The organism is Streptomyces sp. 147326 (genome assembly GCF_045000215.1).
In the GTDB taxonomy this organism is placed as follows: domain Bacteria; phylum Actinomycetota; class Actinomycetes; order Streptomycetales; family Streptomycetaceae; genus Streptomyces.
On sequence record NZ_CP134201.1, the window covers coordinates 3,147,144 to 3,173,107 of the forward strand.

Below are 25,964 nucleotides of genomic sequence, written 5' to 3' on the forward strand. Positions count from 1 at the left end.
CGGCGGCCCCGCCGCCGGCCCACGTCTTCGAGGAGCCCGCCATGTCCCACGTCGTCCCCACCCCGGCCGCTGTCCGGCCCCAGCGGCGGATCGCCCGCTTCGTGATGCCCGTCGCCTCGGCCGCCGTCATCTGCGGAGCCGTCGCGCTGCCGGCGTCGGCGGCGGTCGCCCAGCCGTCGCAGTCGGCGGCCGGCGTCCGCTCCGACGTCTACCCGAACCCCCACCAGGAGCCCGACGGCGGCGCCTACGGGCCGTACACCTGTCTGCCCGGCTACGTCTGGCGTGACAGCTTCGACGGGGACTCCCTCTGCGTCACGCCGCAGATCCGCGACCGGGCCCACGCGCAGAACCCCCACCGCCAGCCCGGCGGCGGCGCCTACGGGCCGTCCACCTGCATGCCCGGCTACGTATGGCGGGAGATGTGGGACGGCGACGTCAAGTGCGTCACGCCGGAGGAACGCGCCAGATTCAAGGACCAGGTGTTCGACAACGGCCCCAACCTCATCCCGGTGCCGGACTAGTGGGCCCCGGAGGCGTTACCGGACCCGCTACGGCTGCGGCTCGAAATCCCAGTACGGCCTGGTCTGTTGCTTCGCCGATACGGTGTGGACGTGCTGCGCGCCCAGGGTGCGGGTGAGGCCCTTGATGCCCGCGTCCTCGTGTTTCGCCGCCTCCTCGTGCTCCCGTACCGACCGGAGGTCCGCCGCCAGTGCGATCTGGGCGCTCAGGGACATCGGGTGGTCCGGGCCCAGCACCCGTTCAGCGGTGCGCAGCGTCTCCCGGCTCAGGTCCAGCGCGTCCTCCAGCCGCCCGGTGATGTTCCGGTGCCCGGTGGCGTTCAGGGCGCAGCCGAGCGTCCAGGGGTGCCGGTCGCCGAGCGCGCCCCGCATGCCCACCAGCGCCTGCTCCGCCAGGGAGAGGGCCTCCGCGCGCTCGCCCTGGGCGCGGAGCACCAGTCCGAGGTTGCCGACCGTGCCGATGCTGTACGGGTGGGCGAGGCCGAGCTGCGACTGGTAGCCGCGGACCACGTCCTCGGAGATCCGGCGGGCCTCGCCGATGTCCCCGTACTCCCTGAGGTAGGTGGCGTAGTCGGAGGCGACCATCAGGGTCCACGGGTAGTCGACCCCGAAGACCCGCGTCGCCCGCTCCCACACGGTCCGCAGCCGCAGGCCCGCGCCGGGGATGTCCCCGGAGCGGCGCAGGCACATCCCGAGGTTGTGCTCGGCGCGCAGGGTCTGCGGGTGGCCCAGCCCCAGCACCTGCGTGTTCAGCTTGACCCCCTGTTCCTGCCGGGTCTGCGCCTCCCGGTAGCGGCCCATCAGCCGCAGGCCCATGGCGCAGGCGATGCCGGAGGCGAGGGTGGAGATGTGCAGGGGCTTCAGGACCCGCTCGCGGCGGCGCAGGGTGTCCAGGTCGAGGTCGTAGGCGTCCTGGTAGCGGCCGAGCAGCCGGTAGGTGGCGGCGAGGTTGTTCTGGGCGTCCAGGGTGACGGAGTCGTCCTCGCCGAGCAGCTCCCGGTAGGTGCTCAGGCAGTGCTCGAAGATCTCCCGGGCCGGCTCGAACTTCGCGATGCACAGCAGGACGCCGCCGTACGCGCTGGTGGCGCGCAGGCTCTCCAGGTCCCGGTCGCCGCGCTCCGCGGTGAGCCGGCCGGACACGGTCTTGGTGAGGGTCTCGGCGCGCCGGAACAGGCCGAGGTTGCGCAGGGCGTTGCCGTACTGGTAGCTGAGCTCGCGCACCTTGGGGTGGTCCTCGCCGAGCACGGCCCGCCAGATCAGGTCGGTCTCCTCGGAGAGCCGCAGGCAGGTGCGGTACTCCCCGGCGAGGATCAGGTAGCGCAGGCAGCGCAGCAGGAAGTTCTGGATGCGCGGGTTGCCGCTGGTGAGCACCCCGGAGGTGGCCAGGTGCGGGACGAGTTCGGCGTAGCGGGGCCACAGCCGGGAGTCGGAGGGCCCGCCGGGGTCGGCGGCGGCGAGGACCTGCCGGACGGCCCGGGCCAGCGGTTCGGCCTCCTCCTCGGAGAGGTCCTCGCGGACGATGCCGTGGACCATGCGGTGCAGTTGTACGGTCTCCAGCCCGCCTCCGCCCTCCTCCAGGGGCAGGTCGGAGTACTCCAGCCGTACGACGGAGAACTGGACGAGCTTGTTGAGGGCGGCGTTCCACCGGATCTGGTCGTTGATCAGCCCGGCGAGCTCTTCGGGCACGTCGTCGGCGGGGAACTCGCGCAGCAGCCGCAGGGGCACCGGCCCGGGGGCGAAGAAGACGAACAGCCGGAGCAGGGAGAGGGCGTCGGGGAAGTTCTCCCGGACGTTGTTGAGGAGTATGGCGAGGGCGGTGGGGAAGGGCAGCGGGTAGTCCTCGGAGACGGTGACGGCCTCGTGGGAGTCCATCCGGCGCTGCAGCAGGGCGAGGTAGTCGCCCACCGGGAGCGGGGAGTCGGCGAGCCAGCCGGCCGTCTGGTCGAGGGCGAGCGGGTAGTCCTCCAGGGCCTCGGCGAGCTGGTCGGCCTCGTCGGCGGTGAGGCGCAGGGCCCGGCGGCGGATGAAGGTGATCGACTCGGGGCGGGCGTAGAGCGGGACCTCGACGAGGCTGGTGTGCCGGGTGGCCCATTCGCGGTTGCGGGAGGTGATGATCACGTCGCCCGCGCCGGAGGGGAGCAGGTCGATGAGGTCGTCGGGGTTGTCGCAGCCGTCGAAGACCATCAGCCAGCGGCCGTACGGGGATCCGCGCCGCAGCGCTTCGAGGACGGCCCGGATCTGCTCGCCGTAACTGCCCGCGCCCCGGGGCAGCCCGAGGGCGGGGGCCAGGTCGGCGAGGCGTTCGCGCAGGGTGGGCCGGTCCTCGGCGGGGACCCACCACACCACGTCGTATTCGGAGGCGAAGCGGTACGCGTATTCGGTGGCCACCTGGGTCTTGCCGACGCCGGACAGGCCGAGCAGGGTGACGGTGGACGCGCCGGCCGGTGCCTCGGCCAGGGCTTCGCGCAGGGTGCCGATGACGTCGTTGCGGCCCGTGAAGCGCGGGTTGCGGCGCGGGACCCGGCCCCAGATCTCGGGCGGGTCGTTGGGGAAGCGGGGTCCGCGGCGGCCGGTCTCGGTGCCGATCCGGTCGGTGGGCAGCTCCAGCCGGCGCAGCACGCGGTACTCGGCCTCGTACGCGTCCAGGCCCCACAGGTCGGTCTTCTCCAGTACGGCGACGGCGCTGGGCAGCGGGGCGTCGGTGAGGCAGACGGCCGCGAACCGCTCGGGGTGGCGGTCGGTGACGGCGCGCAGGGCGGTGTTCCACTCCTCGTCGGCGTGGGTGCCGGCGGAGAAGTAGCGCTCGCTGAGGACGAGGAGGACCCGGCTGCCGGAGCGGGCGAGGTCGTCGAGGGCCTGGGCGATGCCGGGGCTGTTCTGCGGGTCCCAGCGCTGGAGGGCGACGCGGTGGCCGTGTTCCTCCAGGCGGTGGCCGATCCACACGGCCCAGGGGCGGTTGAACCCGGCGAAGCTGATGACGAAGCGCTGCGGCTGGGCGTGCGGGTACGGGTGCGCGGTGTTGCCCTGGTCCTGCCGACTACCGGTGGTCATGCGCCGTCTCCCTGGGCTCCGGGCAGTGGACGGGACTGAAAAGGTACCGCAGCGGTGCCGGTGGGCGGGGCCCCTCAACCGCGGGCGAACGGGGCGAGTTCGGGGTGCGCCTCGCACCAGGCACGGCGCTCCCGGTCGACGGCGCGGCGGGCCGCGGTGTGCTGGTCACCGGGCGGCGGCAGCTCGTCCATCGCCCGCTCGGCGGCGGCCATCGCCTCGGTGAACTCCCGCCCCGCGGCGGTCAGCCGGTCGTGCGCCCGCAGGGCGGGCAGGACCGCGGCCACCTGGGCGCGGATCCGGGCGTGCTGGGCCCAGGCGCCGCGGGCCCCGTAGAGGGCGGCGCGCTGCCAGTACCCGGCCAGGGCCAGATGGGCGTAGGCGCCGTGCAGGAGTCCCTCCAGCGGGCGGGGGTCGCTGCGCCAGGGGGCCCAGTGGCGGGGCGTGCGGTCGGCGGTGTGCAGGGTCAGGACGTCGGCGAGGGCGGCGAGTTTGCCGTGCTGGACCTCGTGGACGAGGGTGGCGGCCAGGGCGGGCGGGGCCTGCGCGCGGGCCAGGACGGAGCCTGCGGCCGCGGGCAGGGTGGCGCCGTTGGAGCGGGAGCCGCCGGACAGCGGTACGACGGAGCGCAGCAGTTGTCCCGTCTCCTCCGCGCGGACGGTGTCGTACCGCAGGAGCAGGGTGAGCGCGCCGGACCACTGGGTGTCCCAGCGCTTGTGCCCCTTCGGCGTGAGCCTGCGGGCGGGGCGGACGGGCGCGGGCTGCGCGGGGCCGGGCGCCCGGTAGGGGTCGAGGTCGTCGAGGGCGGTGCGGCCGCCGGGCAGGGCGTGCAGGGGAACGGTGGCGGGGTCGTCGGGGTCCCAGGAGCGTTCGGTGAGTGTGATCGGGCCGGGGCGGTCCGGGCGCAGCAGTCCGAGCGTGGGCAGGACGAGCCGGCCCTGCTGGGGCCGCAGGGTGTGCGTGAAGGCGATGCCGGCGCGCAGGGCGGCGGCGACGGCGAGCGCCCCGAGGTGGCCGAGGTCGGGCGGGGGTCCGTACGAGTCGTGCAGCCGGCGCAGGGTCTCCTCGGCCCAGACCCCGGTGGCCGGGTAGTGCAGTACGTCGCGCACCGCGCCCGCGTCACGGCGCTCGGCCTCCTCCAGCAGGGCCCAGTGGCCGGCGGCCTCCCCGGAGGGGCCGCCGGGGGCGGCGTCGAGGACCGCGCGCAGCAGGACCAGGCGTTTGGAGCGGCGCACGTCGCGGACCAGGCGGGTGCCTTCCGTGGAGGGCTCGGTGGAGGCGAGGGCGCGCAGGGTGCGGGAGGAGACGGTGAACGCGGTGAGGGCGGTGGTCATGAGGCGACCGCCGGCGGGTGGGCCGCGGCGGCTCGCCGGGTGACGGTCTGCGCGGTGCGCCGCGCGGTGGTCGCGGGGCCCTGGGCCGCGCGGTGGACGGCGGTGGCGACGTGCCGGATCAGGACCTGGAGGTCGGCGCAGTACACGGACGGCTGGCGGAAGCCCTCGCCGGCGCGGTAGCGGTGCGGGTAGTGCCCGCCGCCGCACACCTCGACCAGCTCGCAGGCGCGGCATCCGGCGGCGAGCGCGTCCCGTCCGAGCTGGCGGGCGGCGAGGCCGGGGTGGTCGAGGAGCTCGTCGAAGGTGTGGGTGTCGAGGCTCATGCCGGTCGCGGCGGCCCCCTCGTACGCGGATTTCAGTGAATCGGCCTGTTCGATGGAGCCGTCGGTCTCGATCACGGCGGTGGCGGCGGGCGCGAGCCCGAGGGTCTCGGTGGCGGCGGGCAGGCCGAGCAGCAGGGCGATGATCTCCTCGAAGAGCGGGATCCGGGTGCGCCGCACCCCGTCGTGCCACCAGCGCTCGAAGACGGCGAGCAGCCAGTCGGCGTACGGGGCGAGGCCCGGGTGGTGGCCGGGGGGCGGGGCGCTCCAGTTGGCCAGCGGCAGCAGCAGCCCGACGCTGGGCGGGGCGAAGGCGAGCAGGGACTCGTACGTCTCCACCGGGTCCTGGCCGAGGTCGACGACGCACAGCACCCCGGCGTAGCTGTCCGGATGTCGTGCCAGCAGCCGTAAGCCCCGGGCTGCCGCGCCGAAGCCGGGCCGCCCGGCGTGGTCCACGCGCCGGGCGTTGTGCGCGGGCAGTCCGCCGTCGAGGCTGACGCCGACGCGGATCCCGGCGGCGGCGAGCGCGGCGAGGCGGCCGCGGGTGAGCAGGGTGCCGTTGGTCTGGACGGTGGCGGTGACGCGGGTGCGCGGGGCCGCCCGGGCCACGGCGGCCCGTACGGCGTCGACGGGCCCGGCCAGCGCGGCGGGGGCGGTGAGGAGCGGTTCGCCGCCGTGCAGCACCAGGTCGACGCGGGGCAGGGCGTGGGCTGCGGCGTGCTCGGCGATCCGCTCGGCGGCGCGGGCGGCGGTGGCGGCGGTCATGGCGGGCGGCTGGCCGCGCCAGCCCTGGTCGGCCATCTCGTAGACGTAGCAGTAGGTGCAGGCGAGGTTGCAGCGGCTGCGCGTCTTGAGCACGAACTGCCGGATCGGATGCGGCCGGTGGCCCGCGGCACGCGCCGCGGCCACGTCGAGCCGGGCATAGGGCCAGGGCGCGTACCGGGCGTGGCGCAGCCGCTGCGCCGCGGCGGGGTCCTGCTTCGGCTGGGCGGGGTCCTGATGCGGGGCGGAGCCGGAGCCGCCGCGCGCGGGCGGCGCGGGCAGCACGGAATCGCTCGTGACCGCTCGCCTCATCGCCCCGCCTCCCTCCCCCGTGCCTCCGGGAGGCACCCCCCGGCGGACGGTCCATCCCTGCCCTGAGGACGGTCCCCGCTAACGGCGGAAAGTGGTCAACTCGCTTTCAAGGTGGGGCGGATCAGGCGCGCGCCGGTCAGGTCACCCCGGAGTCGAAGGCGTTGAGGATCTCGGCCGGATGCGTCACCCGCTCCACCATGCCCTCGATCACCTGGGCCAGCACGGGATGGTCGATCCCGCGCAGCGCGGCCAGGTCCAGCCCGGAGAGGTCGGGCAGGCGCCCGGGGCATGCCGGGGTCACCGCCTCCGCTTCCTGCCGCTTCGTCACCATGTGCCGCTGCTCCCCCTGTCGCGTCGCGGACCGGACGGTCCACTGCCCTTTCCCTCCGGCCGGTCCGCGGAAACAGCGTGCTCCGCGCGCCGCGCCGCCATCAGAGCCCGGCTTCCAGGGCTCGCACCCGGGCGCGGAGCGCCTCCGTCCGCCCTTCGGCGCCGGTCTCGCCCTCGGCACTCGCGCCGGGCCGCGTCCACAGCTCCAGCGCGGAGCGGTAGGCGTCCAGGGCCGCCCGGGGGCGGGCGAGGCGCTCCAGCACCTCTCCCCGCGACTCCTGCACGCGGGCCGCCAGTCGGACGGCCGCGCCGGAGCCGGCGGCGGAGCCGGCGGCGGTGCCCTCGCTGGCCGGAAGGGCCGCAGGGGCCTCGTGGCCTTGGGATCCGTCGCGGTCGTCGCGGCCCGCGCGGCTTTCGCGGTCGGCCTCCAGGGCCGCCCGCCAGGCCCGCCGGTAGGAGTCCGCCGCCCGGTCGAGCCGCTCCACCGCCCGGGTGTGACCGTGGATCTCCTGCTGCACGTCGCCGTGGTCCCGCCAGGCCCGGGCCCGCTCCAGCGGGCTGCGGCTGTGCCGGACGGCCAGTTCCAGCAGGTACTCCGCCTCCCGCAGGTCCACCGGGTCGCCCTCGTACGCGTGCCGCAGCCGCAGCCCGGTGGCCAGCCGCACCAGCCGGTGCGCGGCTCCCGGGTCCGACTGCGGGACCGCGGCCCGGCTGTCGCGCAGGACGCGTACGGCGGCCCCGGTGAACCGCCGCCCGTCGGCGGCCCGGGCCCGCTCCAGGAGCACCTCGCCCCACTCGGGCAGCAGCTCCCCGAAGGCCTCCCCGTCGCGGGGGATCAGCCGCCGGGCCCGGCCGTACGCCTCGGCCGCTTCCTCCAGCGCCGCCGGGTCGGCGTCCCGCGCGTACCGCTCCCGGTGCACCCGGGCCAGGCACACCAGGGCGGCCACCCGCAGCTCCGGGTCCCCGCCGGCCCGCTCCAGGGCCGTGGTCAGCTGGCCGGCCGCCTCCTCCAGCCGCGCCGGCAGGTACCGCAGCGCTCCGGCCAGGTCCACCCGCACGCGGGCCTCGGCGACCGTGCCCGCGGCCGGACCGGCGCCCTCGCCCGTACCCGTACCCGTACCCGCGCCCGGCACGGCCAGCCGGGCCGCGGCCTGTTCGGCCAGGGCCGTGCGCTCGGCCGGGTCCTCGGTGCGGGGCAGGAGGGCCAGGAGGACCCGGCCCAGGGCCCGTTGCAGCTCGGGGTCCGGCCGGGGCTCCGGGGGATCGGGGTGCGCGTCCGGGTCCCCGTCGAGGGCCCCGCCGGGGGTGGCCGGGGGTCCTGCCAGGGGTTCCAGGGCCGCGCGGGCCTCCCGGAGGGCGCCCGCGTCCGCGCGCAGCCCGCTCAGCCGGATCAGGGTCTCGGCCCGCCGCACCGCGCAGTCCCGCCGCAGCTCCGGGTCGGCCGTGGCGCCCGCCGCCGCGAACTCCCGGTCCGCCTCGGCCAGCAGCTCCGCGTCGGGGCCGTGGGCCAGCGCCCGCTCGTACAGCACCCGGCCGAGGACCGCCCGCGCCGCCGGAGTCCGCAGCCCGGTGACGGCCCGTTCCGCCTCGGCGAGGAGTTCCGGGTCCCGCTGGGCCGCCCACAGCCGCAGCAGCGCGCCCGCCAGCTCGGTCTCCGCCTCCTCCGGCGGGTCGCCGGGCGCCACGGGGGCCGTCACCGCCCGCCGCAGCACCGCGACGGCCTCGTGCAGGGCCCGCGCACCCCCGTCCGCTGCCGCGTCCGCGAGCCGGTCCCGCGCGGCGCGCACCGCCCCGGCCCGCCCGAGTACGGGGGCGCCAGGAGGCTCGCGCCGGGCGGGGCCCTGCTCCGGCATGCCGGGCAGGTAGCGCCGTACGACCTTGGCCGAAACCTGCGCGAAGGCCTGCGGGAGCCGCCCCTCGGGCACGCGCTCGGCCTCCTGCGGCCCGGGGTCGACCGCCGCCGGCGGCACCCCGGTGAGCTGCGAGACCGCGAGCGCGGGGAAGTTCCGTACGCCCCGCCCGAAGTGCGCCAGCACGTACTCCGAGCAGTGCTTGAGCACCAGGGCGGCCTCGTCCCGTCCCAGTGGCCCCAGCAGCACGTCCTGCACCCCGGGGACGAATTCGTACCAGTGCCCCGGCCCCGGCCCCGGCCCCGGCCCCGGCCCGCTGCGCCGCAGCAGCCCGCTCAGCAGGACCTCCGCCAGGTCGGAGGGCTCCGAGTCCGGCAGCATCGTGCGCTGCACCAGCCGCATCACGGGCAGCGTCAGCGGCGCCGCCGACAGGTACACCGCCAGCTGTACGGCCCGGGGCGCGGCCGAGGACCGGAACCGTGCCACCAGCTCGCGCGGCGGCCGTACCGCGCGCGGCGGCGGCACGGGCGCGGCCGGATGGCAGGCCAGCACCCGGCCGACCTCGGCCGGTACCGGCCCGGTGCCGAGTCCGGCGACGAGCCGGGCCCAGGCCCCGAGGGCGGTCGGGCTCGGCGGCAGCACGGGCACGGCCAGCCCGCCCGTGAGCCTCCCGGGCGGCAGCGGCCGGTCCGGCCGGAACCTCAGCTTCTGCCCGCCGCCCTCCAGCCGGGTGAGCGTGCCCCGTTCGGTCGGCAGCCAGCTGCGGCCCCACAGCCGCTGCGGCAGCGGCTGGACGACCATGCACGGGGTGCACTCCGCCCACCGGTACAGCAGCCGCTGCGCGGCGCCCTCGCGCCACAGCGGCCCGGCGCAGTCGGAGACCACCATGGTCAGGGCCCGGCCGGTCGGATCCCGCAACTGGTCGCCGGAGCGCAGCCCGGAGGCGGGCACGGGGCTGCGCCCGAGGACCGCCGTACCGTCCGCGAGGCGGTGCAGGTAGTGCACCTGGACGTCCCGGAAGGCCCCCAACCGCTCGCACACCGAGCGCAGTTCGTCGAACATGTCCTGCCACACGGCCATCGACGGGGACGCGTCCATCACCAGCCGTACGGTCGCCTCGCGCCGGCTCTCCGGCCGCAGCACCGGGATGACCAGCCCGAGGGCCCGGGCGCTGGCCTCGGCGGTGGCCGGTTCGTCGATCACCAGCCGGGCGGGCGGGGCGGGCGGGCGGTGCCGCTGGAGGGCGCGCAGGGCCCGCTGGATGTCCAGGATGCGCGGCAGCGCGGCGGCCCGGGGCACCCGTACGGGCACTCCGTGCTCCTCGGGCGACTCCTCCGGCCGGTCCCCCTCGGCGCCTCCGGCGCGGCGCGCCCCGGATGCGTAGAGCCGGACCGGATCATCGGCGTCCGCCTCTTCCCGTTCGGGCTCCACGGGCTTGCCGGCCGGATCCCCGGCGTCCTCGTCCGGGTCCGGGTCCGGCCCCCGCCCGCCCGGCGCGGCCGTACCCTGCCCGCGGATGTGCCCGGCCAGCCACAGCGCGTCGGCGAGTTCCTCGGCGCTCGGGTCGAGCCCGGCGGCGCGCAGCAGCGCGGCCAGTTCGCGGACGCCCGGGATGCCCGGGACGGCTGAGGCGCCCGGAGCGGCTGGGGCGGCCGGGACGGTCTGAGGGGATTCGGGTGCGGCAGGCGGCACGTCCCGTCACCTCGGGCGGTCGAGGCGCTGGATGAGCAGGTCCGCGAGGTCCTCCCGGCTGGGCGGGGAGGCGTGGTGGGTCAGGTACACGGCGTTGAGCAGCTGGTCGGCGGCGACCAGTTCGGTCTGGGAGCGGCTGAGGAACTCCCGGATCAGGTCCGCCCCGAGCCGGGCGGCCTCCTCCCCGAGGTGGGCGCGGACCATGGTGGCGAGCCGCTTCTCGCCGGGCTGCCCGAGCTTGAGCTGGATGCAGCGCCGCAGCAGGGCGGCCGGGAAGTCCCGCTCCCCGTTGCTGGTGAGGACGATGAAGGGGAACTCCCGGCAGCGGACCCGGCCGCCGCGGACGGTCGCCTTGGTCCCGTCGTCGGTGAGCACCTGCACCTCGGGCTCGGTGTCGGCGACCCGCTCCAGCTCGGGGAGCGCGAACTCCCCTTCCTCCAGTACGTTCAGCAGGTCGTTGGGCAGGTCGATGTCGCTCTTGTCGAGCTCGTCGATGAGGAGCACCCGGGGCCGCCCGGTGGGCAGCAGGGCCGTGCCCAGCGGTCCGAGCCGGATGTACTTGCCGATGCCGGGAGCCGCGGCCGGAGCCCCGCCCGGGTCCCCGGCGGCCCCACCCGCGCCGGCGCCCCCGCCCGCCGCGAGCTGTACGTCCTGCAGCCGCGCGAGGGCGTCGTACCGGTACAGCCCGTCCTGCAGCACGGTCCGCGAGACCACCGGCCAGCGCAGCACCCGTCCCAGCTTCAACTCGTGGGCGACGGCGTGCGCGAGGGTGGACTTCCCCGTTCCGGGGAAGCCCGTCACGAGCAGCGGCCGCCGCAGGTACAGCGCCGCGTTGACGGCCTCCAGCTCCTCGGGCTCCGGCCGGTGCAGCTCGGCGGCCTGCCGGTGCGCCCCGAGCCGCCGGGCCACGTTGCCGTCGGCGGCCGCGGCCGGCCCGCCCGGCTCCGCCACCGGCCCGCCGTCGAAGTCCCGCCAGGGCGGCGGGTCGGGCAGGGCGTCGATCCCGTCATGGGGCTCACCGACCCCCCGGTATATGAGCCACTCGTCGTTCATTGCCCCTCCCTCACTCGAATCGGCCGGGCCCGGTGCCGTCACAGGTCGCCCTGCAGCGGTTCGTCGTCCGGCAGCGGCCGCGCCGGGTCCTCCCACACCAGCCCGGTCCCGGCCGCCCAGTACGCGTCGGGGTCCGCCCCGTGCGCCCGCCCCCGCAGCGCCTGCAGCCGCAGCGGCAGCACCTCCGCCCGCCCGGCGTCGGCCAGTTCCTCCCGCAGCCCGCGGTGGAACGGCGCGCACGAGGCCCCCGGATCCGGCGGGGGCCGCCGGGTCACCACCACCCCGTACCCGGCCTCCCGCACCGCGTGCAGCGAGCCGAGCGTGGGCTCCTGGTCCGCCGCCCGGCAGTGCACCGGCACGGTGTTGTCGGGCAGTCCGGTCAGCCATTCGGCGGCGGGGCTGCGGGGGCGCCCCCGTACGCAGTCGGCCCGTTCGTCCAGCAGGGGTCCCGCCTGCACCCGCGCCCACCTGGCGGCCGCCCCGGGGTGCCCGCGGCCCTCGGGTCCCTCGGGATCCGCGGGGTGCGCGCGGCCCGCCGGATCCCCGGCCCCGGGGTCCGCCGACGGCCCGGGGTCCGCCGCCTGCCCGGGATCCGCCGGGTGCACGGCCCCGGTCCGCCCCCCGGGGTGACGCAGCACCACCGGCCGCTGCACGCCCAGCGGTACGCCGCCCGCCACCACCCACTCGTCCACGGCCAGCCCGAACAGCTCCGGGGCCACGGCCACTTCGAGCAGGGCCGCCGCCTCGTGGGTGTCGCAGCGCCGGAAGGCCTCGGCGAGCGGGACCCGTAACGCCTCCGGCAGGCCCGCCAGGGTGGCGCGTACGCCCGAGTCCACGGGGGTCACCCGCCCGGGGTGCGCCGGGCCGGCCAGGACGGAGACGCGCCAGTCGTAGACGTCCTCCCAGCTGTGCGCCCACACCTCCAGCAGCACCGAGGACCCGGGCGGCAGCCCGCCCGCCCGCCGGGCGGGGCCGCCCACCGCCCGGCCGGCCGAGGCCCGCCGGCGCCGATCCCGCTCCGCGAGGCCCCGCTCGTGGCGTTCGCCGAGTTCCCGCCGCAGCGGGCGCCACAGCCGCTCGGCCGTGGCCCGGATCCAGTCCCACAGCTCCTCGTCCGCGCCCGGGGCCGGCGGCTCCCGGTAGTCGGCCACGCTCACGTCCGTCGCGTACCGGAGCATGGCCGCCGCCTCCGCCACCCCGCCGGGCGGGTCGTGGAGCAGCCCCAGCCCGTCGCGCCAGCTCAGCGGGGCGGGCGGCTGCGGGTCCGGCTCCTCCCCGCGGGCCGCCTCGACCAGGGCCCGTACGACCTCGGAGGAACCCGGCGGGGGCAGTTCGGCCAGCAGCCCGCACAGGGTGGTGCGCTCGCCGGGGGTGAGCCGGCCGCGGCCGCCGTACGCGGCGCCCTCCTCCGGCGGGAGCTCACCGTGCGCGTCCGTCCAGGTCCGGCGGTTGTCGAGGTCGCTGAGGTGCTGGTCGTAGTGGTGCAGGTCGTGGGCCTGCATGACGCGGCGGTAGAGCCCGACCTGGCCGCGCGCGGGCATCGGCAGCGTGCGCAGCTGCACGACGGAGACGGCGAGCCCGCCGCCCGCCCCGTGCCGCCGGGCCTTGAGCACCCCGACGACCTCCCCGCGGGCCAGGTCCACCACGGGGCCGCCGGACATGCCGGGGTCGATCTCGTCGTCGTCGCCGAGCCGGATGGCCGCGCCGTTCCCGGCGCTGCCGCGCAGCCGGGTGGTGCGGCCGGTGATCTCGGGGGTGCCGAGGTCCTCGGTGCAGCCGAAGTAGGCGACCTCGTCGAAGCGGGGTCTGGACCGGTCGGTCAGCCAGACGCAGGCGTGCGAGACCGGGGCCAGGACCCTGAGCAGCGCCAGGTCGGGCAGGTCCCACAGGGCGCCCCGGCGGGGGCGCCGCTCCTCCAGCCGCTCGGGCAGCACGCACTCCACGCGCCCGGTGACCATCCCGGTCGCCCCGTGGGCCCCGGAGGAGAAGGTGATGCCGACCTCGCGTCCCGTCAGACGCACCGCAGCACCCCCTTCGCCGACCACGTGCGCGCACGTCAGGACCCAGCCGGGGGCGATGAAGAAACCGCTCCCCCACGTGGGACCGGTCCGATGGCTGCCGGGGTTGTCATACCCGCCCGGCGGGGCGTGAACGCGTACGGTCGCGGCCTGGACGAGGGGCTCGAGGAGCTCGAAGGCGCGCGCCGAGCCGGTCGTGCGCCCGTCCCTCATCCGCGCCCCCCGCTCGTTGGGCATCCAGGCTAGCCCCGGGGACACCACGGGCGGGAGGCCTCTTCACCCCCGCGGATTATCCTGGCGGGAAACACCCCCTGCACACCCACATCACGGCACGGAGCCCGACTTGTACTTCACCGATCGCGGCATCGAGGAGCTGGAGAAGCGGCGCGGCGAGGAGGAGGTCACCTTCGAGTGGCTCGCCGAGCAGCTGCGCACCTTCGTCGACCTCAACCCGGACTTCGAGGTCCCGGTGGAACGCCTGGCCACCTGGCTGGCCCGCCTGGACGACGAGGACGACGACGCCGACGCCGACGCCGACGAGTGAGCGACGGGCGCAGCCCCTCGACGGCCGATCCCCAGACCTGCCGCTCATCCCATTAACTGCATGGGGCACGGTCCTAGTAGCATCCGCCGAATGCTGAACGACCTCGCGCCGAGCCCGAGCACGGAGGCCGCCCCGGCTCCCGCTCGGGCCGCCCGGCCACGCCCCAGGCTGGCGGCTCTCGACGGGCTGCGCCTCGTCGCCGCGCTCATGGTGGTCTTCCACCACTACGTCGGCTACGGCGGCAACGCGGACGGGTCGAAGAACGCCTGGACCAAGCCGGTCGACGTGGTCTTCCCCACGGCCTCCTGGCTGGCCTCCTACACCTGGACCGGCGTCGAGCTCTTCTTCATCATCAGCGGGTTCGTCATCTGCATGAGCAGCTGGGGCCGCAGCCTGGGCGACTTCTTCACGTCCCGGGTGGTCCGGCTCTATCCGGCCTACTGGCTCGCGGTTCTGCTCACCACCGCCGTGGTCACGCTCTGGCCGCTGGTCGTGCAGCCGCTTGGCCTGAAGGACGTGGTTCTCAACCTCACCATGTTGCAGGAACCGTTCCGGGTCGCGTCGGTCGACGCCGTCTACTGGACGCTCTGGGTCGAGCTGCGCTTCTACCTGCTGTTCGCCCTGGTGGTGTGGAAGGGCGTCACCTACCGCCGCGTGGTCCTCTTCTGTTCGCTGTGGACCGTCGCCTCGGTTCTGGTGACCGCCGGGCGGGCGCCCTTCCTCAACTACATCGTCATGCCGGAGTACTCGCCGTACTTCATCGCCGGTGTGGCGATGTACTTGATGCACCGGTTCCGGCCGACCGTCCTGCTGTGGGGCATCGTCCTGATCTCGTGGGTCTTCTCGGTCCGCCAGGTCTCCCTCTACAGCGACGGGCTGGCGGTGAGCCTCGGCCGGCCCCTGGACGCGAAGCCGGCGATCGCGCTGATGACCCTCGGCTATCTGGTGATGATCGTCCTCGCGCTCGGAGGGCTCTCCTGGGTCCGGGGCAAGTGGCTCACCGTGGCCGGCGCAACCACGTACCCGCTGTACCTGCTCCACGAGCACATCGGCTGGACGGGCATCCGGCTGCTGCGCTTCCACCTTTCGCCGTGGGCGCTGGTGGCCGTGATGACGCTCGGGATGCTCGCCGCGGCGTGGCTGATCCACCGTTTCGTCGAACGCCCCCTCTCCGCCCTCCTGAAACGCGGCCTCACGCGCGCCCTCGAACCCGTGCGCCGCCGCTCCGACGCGACTCCCCTCGGGTGATCCCCGTTCCGTCCTCCTGAGCCGCACAGGCTGCCTCGGGCGGCCGCGACGGCAACGAGAACGGCCCGGCTGCCACAGGCAGTCGGGCCGTTCTCGTCGGAGTGGGGCGGGTGCCGGATCAGGCGGCCTTGGTCTCCCAGAAGATGCGGTCGATCTCGGCGATGAGCTCGAGGGCCTTCGCGCCGGTCGCCGGGTCGTTGGACGCCTTGGCGGCCGAGAGGGCCTTCAGGGTGTCGTTGACCAGGGTGTGCAGCTGGGGGTACTTCTCGAAGTGCGGCGGCTTGAAGTAGTCGCTCCACAGCACCGAGACGTGGTGCTTGGCGAGCTCGGCGCGCTGCTCCTTGATGGTGATGGCGCGCGCGCGGAAGTCGGCGTCGTCGTTGGCCTGGTACTTCTCCTGCACGGCCTTGACGGACTCGGCCTCGATGCGGGCCTGGGCAGGGTCGTACACGCCGCACGGAAGATCGCAGTGGGCGGAGACCTTCGCCTTGGGGGCGAAGAGGCGGGAAAGCATGGAGTTTGTCCTCCTCGTGATCGTCTTCTCAAGGGGGAGATTACTCGCTGAACAACCGGATTTCGCGGGCGCCCCCATGGGCTTAGGACAAAAGTCCAGGGGCGCGGCCGGACCGGTGAGCGAATGTACGGACCGGTGCGGCAGCATGCGGGGGTGACGAGGAGGACACGCATGGTGGAGAGCGGGCGCCCGCGGAGGCGGTTCGGGGTGGTGGAGGTGACGGGGGCGTCGATGGTGCCCACGTTGACCCACGGGGACCAGGTGGTGGTCCGCTACGGCGCCGCCGTCCGCCCGGGTGACGTGGTGGTGCTGCGCCATCCCTTCCAGCAGGACCTGCTGGTGATCAAGCGGGCGGTGGAGCGGCGGCCGGGCGGCTGCTGGTGGGTGCTGGGCGACAACCCGTACAACGAGACCGGCGACAGCACCGTCTACGGGCCGGTGCCCGGCGAGCTGGTGCTGGCGACGGCGGTGCTGCGCTTCCGGCCGCGCGAGGAGGATCAGCGCTCGCTGAGGGCCCGGCTGTCCTGGGCGGCCTCGGCGCTGCGCCCGCTGCGGGCGGATTCCTCGGCCTCCAGCCGCTTGCGGGCGCGGTAGGCGGCCACGTTCGCCCGGGTGGCGCAGCGGTCGGAGCAGTAGCGCCGGGAGCGGTTGGTGGAGGTGTCGAGGTAGGCGTTGCGGCAGGGCGCGGCCCGGCACAGGCCGAGGCGGTCGGGTCCGTGCTCGGTGAGGGCGAAGGCCAGGCCCATGGCCGCCATGGCGGCGTAGCCCGCCGACGCGTTCGAGGGGTGCTCGGCGAGGTGGATGTGCCAGTCGGGGCGGCCGTCCTCGCCGATGGTCTTGTGCCCGGAGACCTGGGGGCTGACCGGGAACTCCATGAGCAGCGAGTTCAGCAGGTCGACCGCGAGGACGTGGTCACCGCCGTCGGCGGCCTCGAAGACGGCGCGCAGCCGGGCCCGTACGTTGCGGAAGCGGGTGACGTCGGTGTCGGTGACGCGGCGGGCCATCTGCACGCTTGCGCCGAACAGGGCACGGACGGCGTCCACGGAGGTGAGCTCGTCCTTGTTGCGGGCCGGCTCCTCGGTGTTGACCAGGCGCACGGCGAAGTCCGAGTAATGGGCCAGTTCCACTTGTAGTCCTTACGGCTGCGGATTAGTGTCGCCGGTAACGGCTGAGACGTATTCGAGGGTATTACGTATGGCGGGGTTCGTGAGGGCGAATACGGCGGATACGGCCACCGGCACGGGGTACTGGCAGGTCTGGCAGGACAGCTGGGACCGGCAGCAGGAGTGGTACATGCCCGACCGTGCGGGCTGGGGCTGCTTACAGGTCCGCGCGCGTCTAGCGAAGCGCGGCGAGTACCCGTTCCCGCAGCGTCTCGTCCGTGATCGTGTCCACGCCGCGCCACGCGTACCCGCTCACCTCTTCCACCTGAAGCGTGACGGCATGGTCACCTTCCAGCCGGAACAGGTACCGGAAGTCGAAGTGCTGATGCGCGGGCTCCCCCTTGCCCTCGTTCGCCGGAATCGGGTGTACGTCGATGTGGATCGGCACCGCGCGGACGGGTGAGACGCTGAGGGCGAGGCCCGTTTCCTCGATCAGCTCTCGGAGCGCAGCACCCAGCGCGCTGGCGTCCTCGGGCTCAAGGTGGCCACCCGGAGTCAGCCGCTTACCAAGCGCCACGTGTCGGATGAACAGTGCCTGCGCATCTACGTTGACCACCACGGCCCCCGCCGTGGCGTGGCCCCGGAATTCCTTCCGGCTGGTCACGTCGGCCCCCTGGTCGATCAGCTCATGAACGATGGCCGGGGCGGACTTCTCCTCGGGGTGCGCGTCGGTGTACTCGGCGAGGGTCGTACGGATGTGGTCTGCCGTGATGGGCATTCGATCACCTGTTGTAGTAGTGGAGCCAGGTAGCCGCGATGGCTTCCCGATCGGCGGTGGGCACCTCATACATAGCGGGGTCCAGTCCGCCGCGAGCCAGCATGGCCGCGCCCGCGAGGATCTCGGCCTGAACGAGGAAGATGAAAGGTCCAACCGATGCACCGTGGAGAAAGTTGACCGCCTCGCCCCCGTTCAGCAGATAGAAGTAATGCCCCGTCGTGCTGTAGCGGCTCACGTGCTCACCAGCACTGCCACGGGTGTAGCCCGAGGGCAGTCCGCTCAACTCCAACTCGTCTTCAGAGCTGGTCACGGTCGCCACATAGGCCCCGTGCTTGAGCTGCGGGAAGTCCTCGCCGCGCAGCGAGAGCGCGCCAGTGGCACACAGGACGAGCCCGGCCGTGGCTACGGCTCGGTCACGGTCGCGGGCTACCTCGAACCCCTGGGACATGGCATGCGCACGCCGCACGGGGTCGATGTCGTAGACGATCACCCGGACGCCCTTGGCATGCAGCAGGCGGGCGATGCTGGTGCCGAGCTTGCCGAACCCGAGGACGAGGGCGGGCCTCCCGTGGAGGATGTCCCCGCGCTGGCGCAGCAGCGCTTCCGCGGAGAAGACGACCGACTGCCCCACCAGGAAGTCTTCCGGGTCCTTGAGCGGCTTCGGGCCACCGAGACGACCGGGCAGGGCAGCTTGTCCCGTTCGGCGTAGCGCTTGTGGCCGTTCTCCGTGTCCTCGACCACTCCGAGGATCGTTCCCGGAAATCGCTCGCACATCGCGTCGAGGGAGGGTGCGAAGTATCCGCCCACGTCCAGCAGAACGACCGGTTCGCCGGCTGCCCGGGTCTCCAGATAGGCCACGGCGGTGTCGGGGTCGTTGCACAGCTCGCGCGACAGCTCATCGCACGCCGTCCCAGCCCGTTCGATCTCCCGGCGGGCGCACGCGTGAATGGACTTGGGCTTGGGCAGCACCGCCCGCAGGTGCGACACCTTGCCCACGGCTCCGACGAATGCCGGCCGCTCGGGGAGCAGATGAGTCACCAGCAGCGCGGACGGACGTTCGTGCGGCGTGAACGCCTTGGCGACCTTGCCGAAGTACGTGTCGAGCCGCGCGCGATCAGCGGTTTCCATGGACACCCTCTTTCCTTGTCGTCAGTCACTGGACGCGCTCCACCAAGGCAACTTCCGAGAACTCCCGTACGAATGTCACGTGCCCCGTGCGGCCTGTGTGCGCGATGCACATGTCACTGCACGCGTCCGCGTCTCCGGCCGGTGCGGCGGTCCAGTTGCACTCGTGGTGGAGACACCGCGCGGTCGCCGTGGTCTCGGCGGAAGGGTGGCGGCGCATGCGGAAGCGGGCGAACCGGAGTACCGAACGCGCGGCCATCACGGGCCCTCGCATCGCCGACAGACGCAGCGGGGTTCGGTGGTGCTCGCGGGCGGCGGCTCCTCCGGATCGCGCGCCACGATGATCTTCGGACCGTATGTCCGTCCGCCGTCCCGAGATACACGCAGCGTCATGGCACTGCGCCCGGTGGTATCCGTACTGTCTCGGCTCACCGTCCCACCCCTCGCCTCTGATTCCGTGTGTCAGAACGCTAGGGAAGGCAAGCGATGCAGGTAGGGGTGTATTCGCGGTTATTCTCGTGAGCTGACCGACTGCATGGCCCGCATCAGGGCACGATGTGCCTCGGCGCCGTAGAGCGCGTTCCTCTCCAACGCTTCCCACGCGCGGACGTGCAGGGCAACGTCTTCCGGGTCGTCCAGCCACATCTCGGCGTGCCACGTTTCCGTGATCACGAGGGAGTCGTCATGGACGGAGAATCCGACACCCGCGGGCACGTTCATCTCCGCCTCGAACGGCACGATCCCGACCCTTACATTTCCTGCTCCGAGCTTTCCTACGATCCGTTCGAGCTGTGCCGCGAGCACGACCGGCGAACAAGGACGGGCGCGGAGAGCCCCCTCCCAGACAAGGAAGTGGAACGATCGGTGCTGGTCCGTGAGGATGTCTTGTCTGCCCATGCGTGCCTGCACAGCGGCTTCGATGTCCCGGGGGGCGCTATGGATGGCGGAGTACCGCGTCAGGACAGCACGCGCATAGTCCGCCGTCTGCAACAGGCCGGGTATCAGTGAAGGGTCGAAGCTACGCCGGGAGTGCGTCCTTCGGGCTTGAGCCCAGTGCGCCTCCTGCACGGCCCGATAGCCTCCCGCCAATTGCCTGCGCCAGGATCGGTACTGCGTCTCCAGCCCGCGCAGCCGTCCGACCAGTTCACCGGTCGCTTCCGGGTTTCCGGTGCCCTCGGCCCACGCCTTGAGATCGGCGACGGTCGGTGTCTGTTTTCCGTTCTCCAGCTTGCTGACCTTGGACTGCGCCCAGGCGAGCCGGTCGGCCAGTTCTCGGCCCGTGAGCCCACCCTCGGCGCGCAGCTCCCGCAGGCGCGCGCCGAGGGACACCCGGCCTTGCTGAAAGTCCGTACTCACTCAGCGGACGGTACCTGAGTCGTGAAGTCCCGGTACGGGACTGCATGATGCCAAGCAGCATCCCGCACCTGGCAGGCGCGCAGCACCTCCGCCGGGTCAGTGATCAGCTCCATTCCGATGGTGCGCTCACCGTCGAAGTGGAAACGCGCCACGGTGCGCGAGTCGAAGAGCCAGAAGTCCGACAGGTTGACCCCGTATCGCTCGGCGTCGTCCCGCCACAGATGCCGGATGTCCTCGCCGGCTGCGACGTTGGTGCGGGCACAAGCCAACAGATATTTCTGACCGGTGGTCGGCGGGTTGTCCACGATCCGTACTCGCGAGCATCGGGATCCCGTTCCACATCACGGCACGCTTACCGGCGATCTCGGACGTCAGTAGTTCGGAACCACCGAGCCGGCGGAACCCTGACGCGATCTTGGCTCGGATATCGGCGTTCATGTAGAGCGCGCCGTGGGCACCGTTGATGCCGCGGACACGTGCGGCCAGCGTGTCCAGCGCATCGAAGAACCGATCTTCAATAGCGGAAGACGATCCAGGATCGGCGATTCCTGAACGAACGCCTCGATGACACCTCGCCGCAACTGATCCTGCGAGAGCTTGGCGGATTCGGACAGAGTGAGCGTCATTGCATTCTCCAACAATGACACGAATACAGAAAAGGAGCGAAACCGTGAACTCGGTGTCGCTCCACAAGAAAGCTCTAATGAGCCATGCGAGTTTTTTGCCTCCCTGCCGTGCGGCCTCGGGAGGGGCAGGGGGCACCCCCCTGGGTCAGAACGGCGGACGCTCCAGCGATTCACGCCGTGACCGCGCTTCCGCAGCGAATCCACCCGGCTGATGCCTCGCGGTCTCCCTGCTGTGGCACGACGTGCACAGCGGACGCAGACAAGAGGCAACGTCCGGATCGGCAACACCCCGAGCCAGCAGCGAACGGCGCGACTCGGGGAAGTGGTCGGCAACCGTCGCGGGCTTCCCGCACAGCACGCACCACGGGTTCCGGTACAGATACGCGCACCGGATGTAAGGCCATCGAGGGCCGTACGCGCTCGTCCCTGGCGTGACCCGCTGTGCAGTCGCCTCACGCTCATGAGCGGCACAGCGGCCACCACGGGCGGTCAGCTCGGGGCACCCGGGTACCGAGCACGGGGGGCGGGGCCGTCTGGGCATGGCGGATCCTCGCGAGTACAGGGCCTTTTAAGTGCATCCATCAATGAAATTTCTGTCTATTCGCTCTACCTCCGCCACCCCGCGCTATGTGGTGAGCCACGAACGCCACCCCCTACACATGGGAGCGATAGAGACACACCCAATGGCAGGAGAGACAGTGCCAAGTCCGCGTGCCCAAGAGCCGCGCCCGGTTCCACAGATCGATATCCGCTGTGGCCCCGTGCACATCACGATCCAGCGCATTCCGGGTTGGCTGGTCACTGCCATATCAACGGCCGCAGGAGCCGGAATCACCTGGTGGACGAGCCGCTAGCCGGTCTCATGTCGCGGCGTTCTGGTCCGAACTCGGTGCTCGTCTTGAGCTGGTGGCAGTCGTGGCACAGCACGTGCATGTTGCCGTCTAAGTCCTCGCCACCGAGGGACAGCGGGCGCACATGGTCCACGTCCCCAGCGGCCACCACGGGCGGTCAGCTCGGGGCACCCGGGTACCGAGCACGGGGGGCGGGGTCGTCTAGGCATGGGGATCGCCGCCTTGAGAGTTCAATAGGCAAACTTCGCTCAGCTCCACGGCGTGTCAGCCGAGCCCGGTACAGTCAGGGGAACGATGGAGGGGGGTGTGATGGAAGAGGCCGATCAGCAGAGCTACCGCCCCGGAGTAGCCGGCCCACTGACCGATGCGGAACTCGGTCAGGCAGAGCGGCTGAGTGAGGTGTTGTCTGATCCCGCGACCCGTGCAAAGTTCGAGCAACTCTTCACGGCGGTAGCGAAGTGGGCGAGTCTCCCTGCTCTTGCCAAAGATGAGCCGGACTTCGTGTGGGCCGATGGCGAACAAGTGATCATCGTTGAGTGCAAGAGCACTCAGAGCCGAGCCTGTAAGCGTCTATGGCGTGCCGCCTGGGGCCTGCGCTTCGCCAAGAGCAACAATGAACGGCGGGAAGCAGCACGGGAGTTCCTTGCCGCCCTCGCCGAGTTGAGGGATGAACTCCTCCAGATGCTCGCGCGAGTCCTGCTCGTGCTTCTCTCGCGTCTCTTGAGCCGTACTGCGCCCGATGACGTGCCGATGTGGAAGCCCATCCCGATCGATGCCACACCGCAGATTGCGCCCCGAGGGCCGAACCCTGCCTTCCCCGTGAACACCAACCGGGGCGGGCATCGCCGCAGCACGCTGGGGAGCGTCGTACTAGCTGCCTGAGTGACCCGCTGACCATGCATGGTCGGAAGGTTTAAGAATCATGTTTTCCCTGCCGGATACTGCCCCTTGGTGGGCTGTTTTGACTGTTGTAACGCTCGGAATCGTCGTGTTCGGAGTCCGTAGCTTCGTCCGCGCCGTTTGGCCGCAGACCTCCACTCACCGCAAAGAGCTCTTGCAGGAGTGGCAGCGGCAGCGCGAGGTGGAACGGGAACGGATCCGCCAGCGAAGGGAAGTCGACAAGCCGTAGGCATGAGACGCCGGGGCGGGGGCTGCATTAGTCCCTGTCCCTGCGTGTTGGTCCGAACTCCGTCGCGGGCTTGAGTGATGGCAGTCACGGCACAGCACCTGCACGTTGCCGTCTGTGTCCTCGCCACCAAGGGACAGCGGGCGCACATGATCCACGTCCACGTCATCGGAGCCGTACGTTTCCAGGCACCAGTCGCACCAGGCCGAGCTCCGTGCATGCACCCGTCTGCGGAGCCGTGCAGCAACGTCGTACCGGGCCGCTCGTCGCCGGCTCCGTGACCGCCGGGTGCGGACAACGGGACGACGCTCGTAGTCCTGGTGGTGCGTGTGGCAGCGTCCGCGGTGTGTAGCGGGCTCGGTGCAGTCGATACAGCTCGTCATGCGTCACCGCCAGGTGCTCGTCCTAGTCCTGGTGCTCGATGTCCTCGCCGGCTCGGCCGGTCCGGACAGGGTGGGGACCACACGCGCTTACAACCCCTTTCGGCACCCTCCAGTTCGGCGATCTCCCGCGTCATCCGGGCGTACTCGGTCCGGAACCACTCCGTGTCCTCTTCCGACTCGTACAGGCCCGCCTGACGGTCTCCACGGAGCCGCGTACGGTCGGCCTCGATCTCCGCGTGCCGCGTACCCGGTACCGGGGTCGAACTCCTTGCGCCGGACGTCGTGAGATCCGTACTTGACCAGGAACCACTCGGTGACCAGTTCATCCAGCATCGGAATGGACATCGTGGGGGCGGGCTTGCAGTGGGCCGACGCCGGGATGCCCCGGACACGCGCCGTGCAGCCGTACGCGTTGTTCTGCTTGTGGCGGGACGCCACCCACAGTCGATGACCGCAGGTGCCGCAAAACGCCAGACCGGACAGCAGGTGTTCGCCCTTCGGGGCACGTGCACCCGTCCGCTTCGCAGCCGCCTTCGCGATCAAGGCGTCTCGGGTCGCGTGGTCCCACAGCGCCGGAGCGATGCGCACGGCGTGACCGTCCGGGCCGATCACCGGACGCTCGTCGTACATCAGGCACCCCACTGACGCCTCGCTGATCAGCATCCGCTTGATCGCCTTCGGGTTCCACAGCGTCCCCTTGGGCTGCCGCCCGTACATGACCGATCGGTGATCCGCAGGAGACAGCACCCCCGCACGATTGAGCCGGACGGCTTCCGTGTGGACGGTCACCATGCCCGTCTCGTCGGCGAGGATGCGTTGCGCCACGTCCCGGATGATCAGCGCGGCCACCGGGTCCAGCTCCACGTGATCGACCTTGCTCATGGGGTGCAGGCGGACGAACTGATACCCGTACCGGTTCTTCTGCTTGGGCTGTCCGGCCGCACGGGCACGCTTGGTCTCGTCCCGGTTGCGCTTCTGGATGGCGCGCAGTTCCATCTGGGCCCCGAAGGACTCCATGGACAGGCGCATCTCGTCGTTGGGGTCGTCCAGGTTCCACGGACCCTCGTGACCGTACGTGATCAGCAGACGGCCGGACTCGTGGACCGTGTAGGCAGTGTTCAGTACGACCCCGCCCGAGGCCCGGCACACCGCCACCCTGCTCGGAGCGGGCTTCGCGGAGGCCCGTACCGTCTGGCGCTCCCCCTCGGACGCGCTGGTCCTAGGTCTGAAGTAGGGACGTGAGCACGTGTGAGGGGCGGTACGGGAATCCCGTACCGCCCCTCACCTGTCCGCCGGTGCGACCGGGGCACCCGAGCGCCGGAGCGCCGGAGCGCTAGAGCACCTTGGACAGGAACGCCTTCGTACGGTCGTGCTGCGGGTTGCCCAGCACGTCGCGCGGGTTGCCCGACTCGACGACCACACCGCCGTCCATGAAGACGAGGTTGTCGCCGACCTCGCGGGCGAAGCCCATCTCGTGCGTGACCACGATCATGGTCATGCCCGATTCGGCCAGGTCCCGCATGACGTCGAGGACGTCGCCCACCAGCTCCGGGTCGAGCGCCGAGGTGGGCTCGTCGAAGAGCATCAGCTTCGGCTCCATGGCGAGCGCACGGGCGATCGCCACGCGCTGCTGCTGGCCGCCGGAGAGCTGGCTGGGGTAGTTCCCGCCCTTGTCGCCGAGGCCCACGCGGTCCAGCAGCTTGATGGCGCGCTCGCGCGCCACCGCCTTGGACTCGCCCTTGACCATGACCGGGGCTTCCATGACGTTCTCGATGGCCGTCATGTGCGGGAAGAGGTTGAAGCGCTGGAAGACCATGCCGATGTCCCGGCGCTGGGCCGCGACCTCGCTGTCCTTCAGCTCGTAGAGCTTGTCGCCCTTCTGGCGGTAGCCGACGAGGTCCCCGTCGACGTACAGCCGTCCGGCGTTGACCTGCTCCAGGTGGTTGATGCACCGCAGGAAGGTCGACTTGCCGGAGCCGGACGGGCCGACGAGGCAGAAGACCTCACGCGGGGCGACCTCCAGGTCGATGCCCTTGAGGATGTGCGCCGCACCGTAGGACTTGTGGACGCCCTCGGCCTTCACCATGGCAGTCGTCATCAGGCCACCGCCTTGCGGTTCGAGAAGGTGGACAGTTTCGCCTTGATCTTCTGCAGCGGCGTGGGCGGCAGCGAGCGGAGCGCGCCACGGGCGTAGCGGCGCTCCAGGTAGTACTGGCCGACGCTGAACACGCTGGTCAGGGCGAGGTACCAGATCGAGGCGACGAAGAACATCTCCATCACCGCGAACGACGTGGACGCGATGTCCTGGGCCGCGCGCAGCAGGTCGAAGTACTGCACGGCCACGACGAGCGACGAGGTCTTGAGCATGTTGATGAACTCGTTGCCCGACGGCGGCACGATCACCCGCATGGCCTGCGGCAGAACGACACGGCGCATGGTCTGCAGCCGGGTCATGCCGAGCGCGTGCGAGGCCTCGGTCTGGCCCTCGTCGACCGACTGGATGCCGGCCCGGACGATCTCCGCCATGTACGCGCCCTCGTTGAGGCCGAGGCCCAGCAGGGCGGCCAGGAAGGGGGTCATGACCTGGGTCATCTCGTCCTTGTAGAACCCGAGGTTCAGGATCGGGAAGATCAGGGCGAGGTTGAACCAGATGAGGAGCTGCACGTACACCGGGGTGCCGCGGAACAGCCAGATGTAGAACCAGGCGATGGTGCTGGTCACCGGGTTCTTCGAGAGGCGCATGACGGCGAAGAGGACACCGAGCACCAGGCCCAGGGCCATCGAGGCGACGCTGATCCAGATCGTGTTGCCGACACCACGGAGGATGGTGGGGTCGAACAGCTTCTCCGGGACGGTCGCCCAGCGCACGTTGCCCTGCGAGAAGGCCATCGCGAGCGCCACGACCAGGCCGATGACGACCACGGCGCTGATCCAGCGGCCGTAGTGGCGGACCGGAATGGCGCGGATCGCCTCGGGGGGTACGGCCCCGGCCGGCGGGGTGTCCGCCGGGCCCGGGACCTTGTCGAGCTTGTCAGTCACAGTGACTGCCCTTCAGTGTGCTGCGGTGGTACGC

General features: G+C 72.2%; 22 protein-coding genes and 3 pseudogenes. 6 read left to right on the forward strand and 19 right to left on the reverse strand.

Annotation, left to right across the window (positions count from 1 at the left end; all coding sequences use genetic code 11):
* Positions 1–41: 41 nt before the first annotated feature.
* A complete protein-coding gene (locus RIU97_RS13660; protein WP_404956572.1) occupies positions 42–521 on the forward strand; it encodes a hypothetical protein in 480 nt (159 codons plus the stop codon).
* 27 nt (positions 522–548) lie between these two features.
* Here RIU97_RS13660 and fxsT read toward each other — a convergent pair whose 3' ends face one another.
* The 7 genes from fxsT to RIU97_RS13695 all read right to left on the reverse strand — a co-directional run bounded on the left by fxsT (position 549) and on the right by RIU97_RS13695 (position 13,450).
* Positions 549–3,569: an FxSxx-COOH system tetratricopeptide repeat protein gene (gene fxsT, locus RIU97_RS13665; RefSeq protein ID WP_404956574.1), complete on the reverse strand. Its 3,021-nt coding sequence runs from the start codon at positions 3,567–3,569 to the stop codon at positions 549–551.
* 74 nt (positions 3,570–3,643) lie between these two features.
* Complete coding sequence (locus tag RIU97_RS13670) at positions 3,644–4,900, reverse strand: HEXXH motif domain-containing protein (protein ID WP_404956576.1); 1,257 nt, start codon at positions 4,898–4,900, stop codon at positions 3,644–3,646.
* Positions 4,897–6,294: an FxsB family cyclophane-forming radical SAM/SPASM peptide maturase gene (locus tag RIU97_RS13675; RefSeq protein WP_404956578.1), complete on the reverse strand. Its 1,398-nt coding sequence runs from the start codon at positions 6,292–6,294 to the stop codon at positions 4,897–4,899. The genes RIU97_RS13670 and RIU97_RS13675 overlap by 4 nt, the downstream gene beginning before the upstream one ends.
* Before the next feature lie 136 nt (positions 6,295–6,430).
* Positions 6,431–6,625 carry an FxSxx-COOH cyclophane-containing RiPP peptide gene (gene fxsA / locus RIU97_RS13680; protein ID WP_404956580.1) on the reverse strand — a complete coding sequence of 65 codons (195 nt, stop codon included), beginning with the start codon at positions 6,623–6,625 and terminating at the stop codon, positions 6,431–6,433.
* Between the two features lie 100 nt (positions 6,626–6,725).
* Complete coding sequence (locus tag RIU97_RS13685) at positions 6,726–10,166, reverse strand: SAV_2336 N-terminal domain-related protein (protein ID WP_404956583.1); 3,441 nt, start codon at positions 10,164–10,166, stop codon at positions 6,726–6,728.
* Between the two features lie 6 nt (positions 10,167–10,172).
* Positions 10,173–11,219, reverse strand: coding sequence for an AAA family ATPase (locus tag RIU97_RS13690; protein ID WP_404956585.1), 1,047 nt, complete (start codon positions 11,217–11,219; stop codon positions 10,173–10,175).
* A 38-nt stretch (positions 11,220–11,257) separates the two neighbouring features.
* A complete protein-coding gene (locus RIU97_RS13695; RefSeq protein ID WP_404956587.1) occupies positions 11,258–13,450 on the reverse strand; it encodes a trypsin-like peptidase domain-containing protein in 2,193 nt (730 codons plus the stop codon).
* 130 nt (positions 13,451–13,580) lie between these two features.
* Here RIU97_RS13695 and RIU97_RS13700 point away from each other — a divergent pair, with 130 nt between their 5' ends.
* Together RIU97_RS13700 and RIU97_RS13705 are read left to right on the forward strand one after the other, a co-directional pair.
* The gene (locus tag RIU97_RS13700) at positions 13,581–13,781 is read left to right on the forward strand and encodes a DUF6104 family protein (RefSeq protein ID WP_404956589.1); all 201 of its coding nucleotides are present in this window, start codon (positions 13,581–13,583) and stop codon (positions 13,779–13,781) included.
* Between the two features lie 90 nt (positions 13,782–13,871).
* Complete coding sequence (locus RIU97_RS13705; protein WP_404956591.1) at positions 13,872–15,029, forward strand: acyltransferase family protein; 1,158 nt, start codon at positions 13,872–13,874, stop codon at positions 15,027–15,029.
* A gap of 118 nt (positions 15,030–15,147) precedes the next feature.
* Here RIU97_RS13705 and sodN read toward each other — a convergent pair whose 3' ends face one another.
* Positions 15,148–15,543, reverse strand: coding sequence for a superoxide dismutase, Ni (gene sodN, locus RIU97_RS13710; protein ID WP_030709803.1), 396 nt, complete (start codon positions 15,541–15,543; stop codon positions 15,148–15,150).
* A 171-nt stretch (positions 15,544–15,714) separates the two neighbouring features.
* On the opposite strand from sodN, the gene sodX reads away from it, so the two are divergent.
* Positions 15,715–16,137 (forward strand): nickel-type superoxide dismutase maturation protease, encoded by a 423-nt coding sequence (gene sodX, locus RIU97_RS13715; RefSeq protein ID WP_404956594.1) that lies wholly within the window; start codon positions 15,715–15,717, stop codon positions 16,135–16,137.
* Here sodX and RIU97_RS13720 read toward each other — a convergent pair.
* The 7 genes and pseudogenes from RIU97_RS13720 to RIU97_RS13750 all read right to left on the reverse strand — a co-directional run bounded on the left by RIU97_RS13720 (position 16,041) and on the right by RIU97_RS13750 (position 21,533).
* Entirely contained in the window at positions 16,041–16,670 is a 630-nt protein-coding gene (locus tag RIU97_RS13720) for a CGNR zinc finger domain-containing protein (RefSeq protein WP_404956596.1), read from the reverse strand. The genes sodX and RIU97_RS13720 overlap by 97 nt on opposite strands.
* A gap of 211 nt (positions 16,671–16,881) precedes the next feature.
* Positions 16,882–17,424 carry an NUDIX hydrolase gene (locus RIU97_RS13725; protein ID WP_404956598.1) on the reverse strand — a complete coding sequence of 181 codons (543 nt, stop codon included), beginning with the start codon at positions 17,422–17,424 and terminating at the stop codon, positions 16,882–16,884.
* Between the two features lie 4 nt (positions 17,425–17,428).
* A pseudogene (locus RIU97_RS13730) lies at positions 17,429–18,552 on the reverse strand (adenosylhomocysteinase).
* A gap of 507 nt (positions 18,553–19,059) precedes the next feature.
* Positions 19,060–19,905, reverse strand: coding sequence for a helix-turn-helix domain-containing protein (locus RIU97_RS13735; protein ID WP_404956600.1), 846 nt, complete (start codon positions 19,903–19,905; stop codon positions 19,060–19,062).
* Positions 19,902–20,228 (reverse strand): annotated as a pseudogene (locus RIU97_RS13740) (DUF6879 family protein); the annotation flags it as partial. The pseudogene RIU97_RS13740 and the gene RIU97_RS13735, both read right to left, overlap by 4 nt.
* A gap of 111 nt (positions 20,229–20,339) precedes the next feature.
* Positions 20,340–20,531 (reverse strand): hypothetical protein, encoded by a 192-nt coding sequence (locus tag RIU97_RS13745; protein ID WP_404956602.1) that lies wholly within the window; start codon positions 20,529–20,531, stop codon positions 20,340–20,342.
* Between the two features lie 831 nt (positions 20,532–21,362).
* Positions 21,363–21,533 carry an HNH endonuclease gene (locus RIU97_RS13750; protein WP_404956604.1) on the reverse strand — a complete coding sequence of 57 codons (171 nt, stop codon included), beginning with the start codon at positions 21,531–21,533 and terminating at the stop codon, positions 21,363–21,365.
* Between the two features lie 155 nt (positions 21,534–21,688).
* Here RIU97_RS13750 and RIU97_RS13755 point away from each other — a divergent pair, with 155 nt between their 5' ends.
* Positions 21,689–22,264 (forward strand): hypothetical protein, encoded by a 576-nt coding sequence (locus RIU97_RS13755; RefSeq protein WP_404956606.1) that lies wholly within the window; start codon positions 21,689–21,691, stop codon positions 22,262–22,264.
* Between the two features lie 156 nt (positions 22,265–22,420).
* Here the strand turns inward: RIU97_RS13755 and RIU97_RS13760 are convergent, their stop codons facing one another.
* Together RIU97_RS13760 and RIU97_RS13765 are read right to left on the reverse strand one after the other, a co-directional pair.
* Entirely contained in the window at positions 22,421–22,891 is a 471-nt protein-coding gene (locus RIU97_RS13760) for an HNH endonuclease (RefSeq protein ID WP_404956608.1), read from the reverse strand.
* Positions 22,892–22,978: 87 nt separating this feature from the next.
* The gene (locus RIU97_RS13765; protein WP_404962835.1) at positions 22,979–23,920 is read right to left on the reverse strand and encodes a recombinase zinc beta ribbon domain-containing protein; all 942 of its coding nucleotides are present in this window, start codon (positions 23,918–23,920) and stop codon (positions 22,979–22,981) included.
* Between the two features lie 100 nt (positions 23,921–24,020).
* Between RIU97_RS13765 and RIU97_RS13770 the strand changes: the two are divergent.
* Positions 24,021–24,125, forward strand: a pseudogene (locus tag RIU97_RS13770) (SAM-dependent methyltransferase); the annotation flags it as partial.
* A gap of 99 nt (positions 24,126–24,224) precedes the next feature.
* Here RIU97_RS13770 and RIU97_RS13775 read toward each other — a convergent pair.
* Together RIU97_RS13775 and RIU97_RS13780 are read right to left on the reverse strand one after the other, a co-directional pair.
* Entirely contained in the window at positions 24,225–24,989 is a 765-nt protein-coding gene (locus RIU97_RS13775; RefSeq protein WP_404956610.1) for an amino acid ABC transporter ATP-binding protein, read from the reverse strand.
* On the reverse strand, positions 24,989–25,930 hold the full coding sequence (locus RIU97_RS13780; protein WP_404956612.1) for an amino acid ABC transporter permease: 942 nt from the start codon (positions 25,928–25,930) through the stop codon (positions 24,989–24,991). The genes RIU97_RS13775 and RIU97_RS13780 overlap by 1 nt, the downstream gene beginning before the upstream one ends.
* Between the last annotated feature and the right edge of the window lie 34 nt (positions 25,931–25,964).

What these genes read in the sequence shown, in the direction of transcription:
- RIU97_RS13745 (WP_404956602.1), bottom strand. Translation starts at nt 20,531, where the DNA reads ATGACGCTCACTCTGTCCGAATCCGCCAAGCTCTCGCAGGATCAGTTG.
- RIU97_RS13705 (WP_404956591.1), top strand. Translation starts at nt 13,872, where the DNA reads ATGCTGAACGACCTCGCGCCGAGCCCGAGCACGGAGGCCGCCCCGGCT.
- fxsT (WP_404956574.1), bottom strand. Translation starts at nt 3,569, where the DNA reads ATGACCACCGGTAGTCGGCAGGACCAGGGCAACACCGCGCACCCGTAC.
- RIU97_RS13675 (WP_404956578.1), bottom strand. Translation starts at nt 6,294, where the DNA reads ATGAGGCGAGCGGTCACGAGCGATTCCGTGCTGCCCGCGCCGCCCGCG.
- sodN (WP_030709803.1), bottom strand. Translation starts at nt 15,543, where the DNA reads ATGCTTTCCCGCCTCTTCGCCCCCAAGGCGAAGGTCTCCGCCCACTGC.
- RIU97_RS13775 (WP_404956610.1), bottom strand. Translation starts at nt 24,989, where the DNA reads ATGACGACTGCCATGGTGAAGGCCGAGGGCGTCCACAAGTCCTACGGT.
- RIU97_RS13725 (WP_404956598.1), bottom strand. Translation starts at nt 17,424, where the DNA reads ATGCCCATCACGGCAGACCACATCCGTACGACCCTCGCCGAGTACACC.
- RIU97_RS13660 (WP_404956572.1), top strand. Translation starts at nt 42, where the DNA reads ATGTCCCACGTCGTCCCCACCCCGGCCGCTGTCCGGCCCCAGCGGCGG.
- sodX (WP_404956594.1), top strand. Translation starts at nt 15,715, where the DNA reads ATGGTGGAGAGCGGGCGCCCGCGGAGGCGGTTCGGGGTGGTGGAGGTG.
- RIU97_RS13695 (WP_404956587.1), bottom strand. Translation starts at nt 13,450, where the DNA reads ATGAGGGACGGGCGCACGACCGGCTCGGCGCGCGCCTTCGAGCTCCTC.
- RIU97_RS13760 (WP_404956608.1), bottom strand. Translation starts at nt 22,891, where the DNA reads ATGACGAGCTGTATCGACTGCACCGAGCCCGCTACACACCGCGGACGC.
- RIU97_RS13690 (WP_404956585.1), bottom strand. Translation starts at nt 11,219, where the DNA reads ATGAACGACGAGTGGCTCATATACCGGGGGGTCGGTGAGCCCCATGAC.
- RIU97_RS13765 (WP_404962835.1), bottom strand. Translation starts at nt 23,920, where the DNA reads ATGCGCCTGTCCATGGAGTCCTTCGGGGCCCAGATGGAACTGCGCGCC.
- RIU97_RS13670 (WP_404956576.1), bottom strand. Translation starts at nt 4,900, where the DNA reads ATGACCACCGCCCTCACCGCGTTCACCGTCTCCTCCCGCACCCTGCGC.
- fxsA (WP_404956580.1), bottom strand. Translation starts at nt 6,625, where the DNA reads ATGGTGACGAAGCGGCAGGAAGCGGAGGCGGTGACCCCGGCATGCCCC.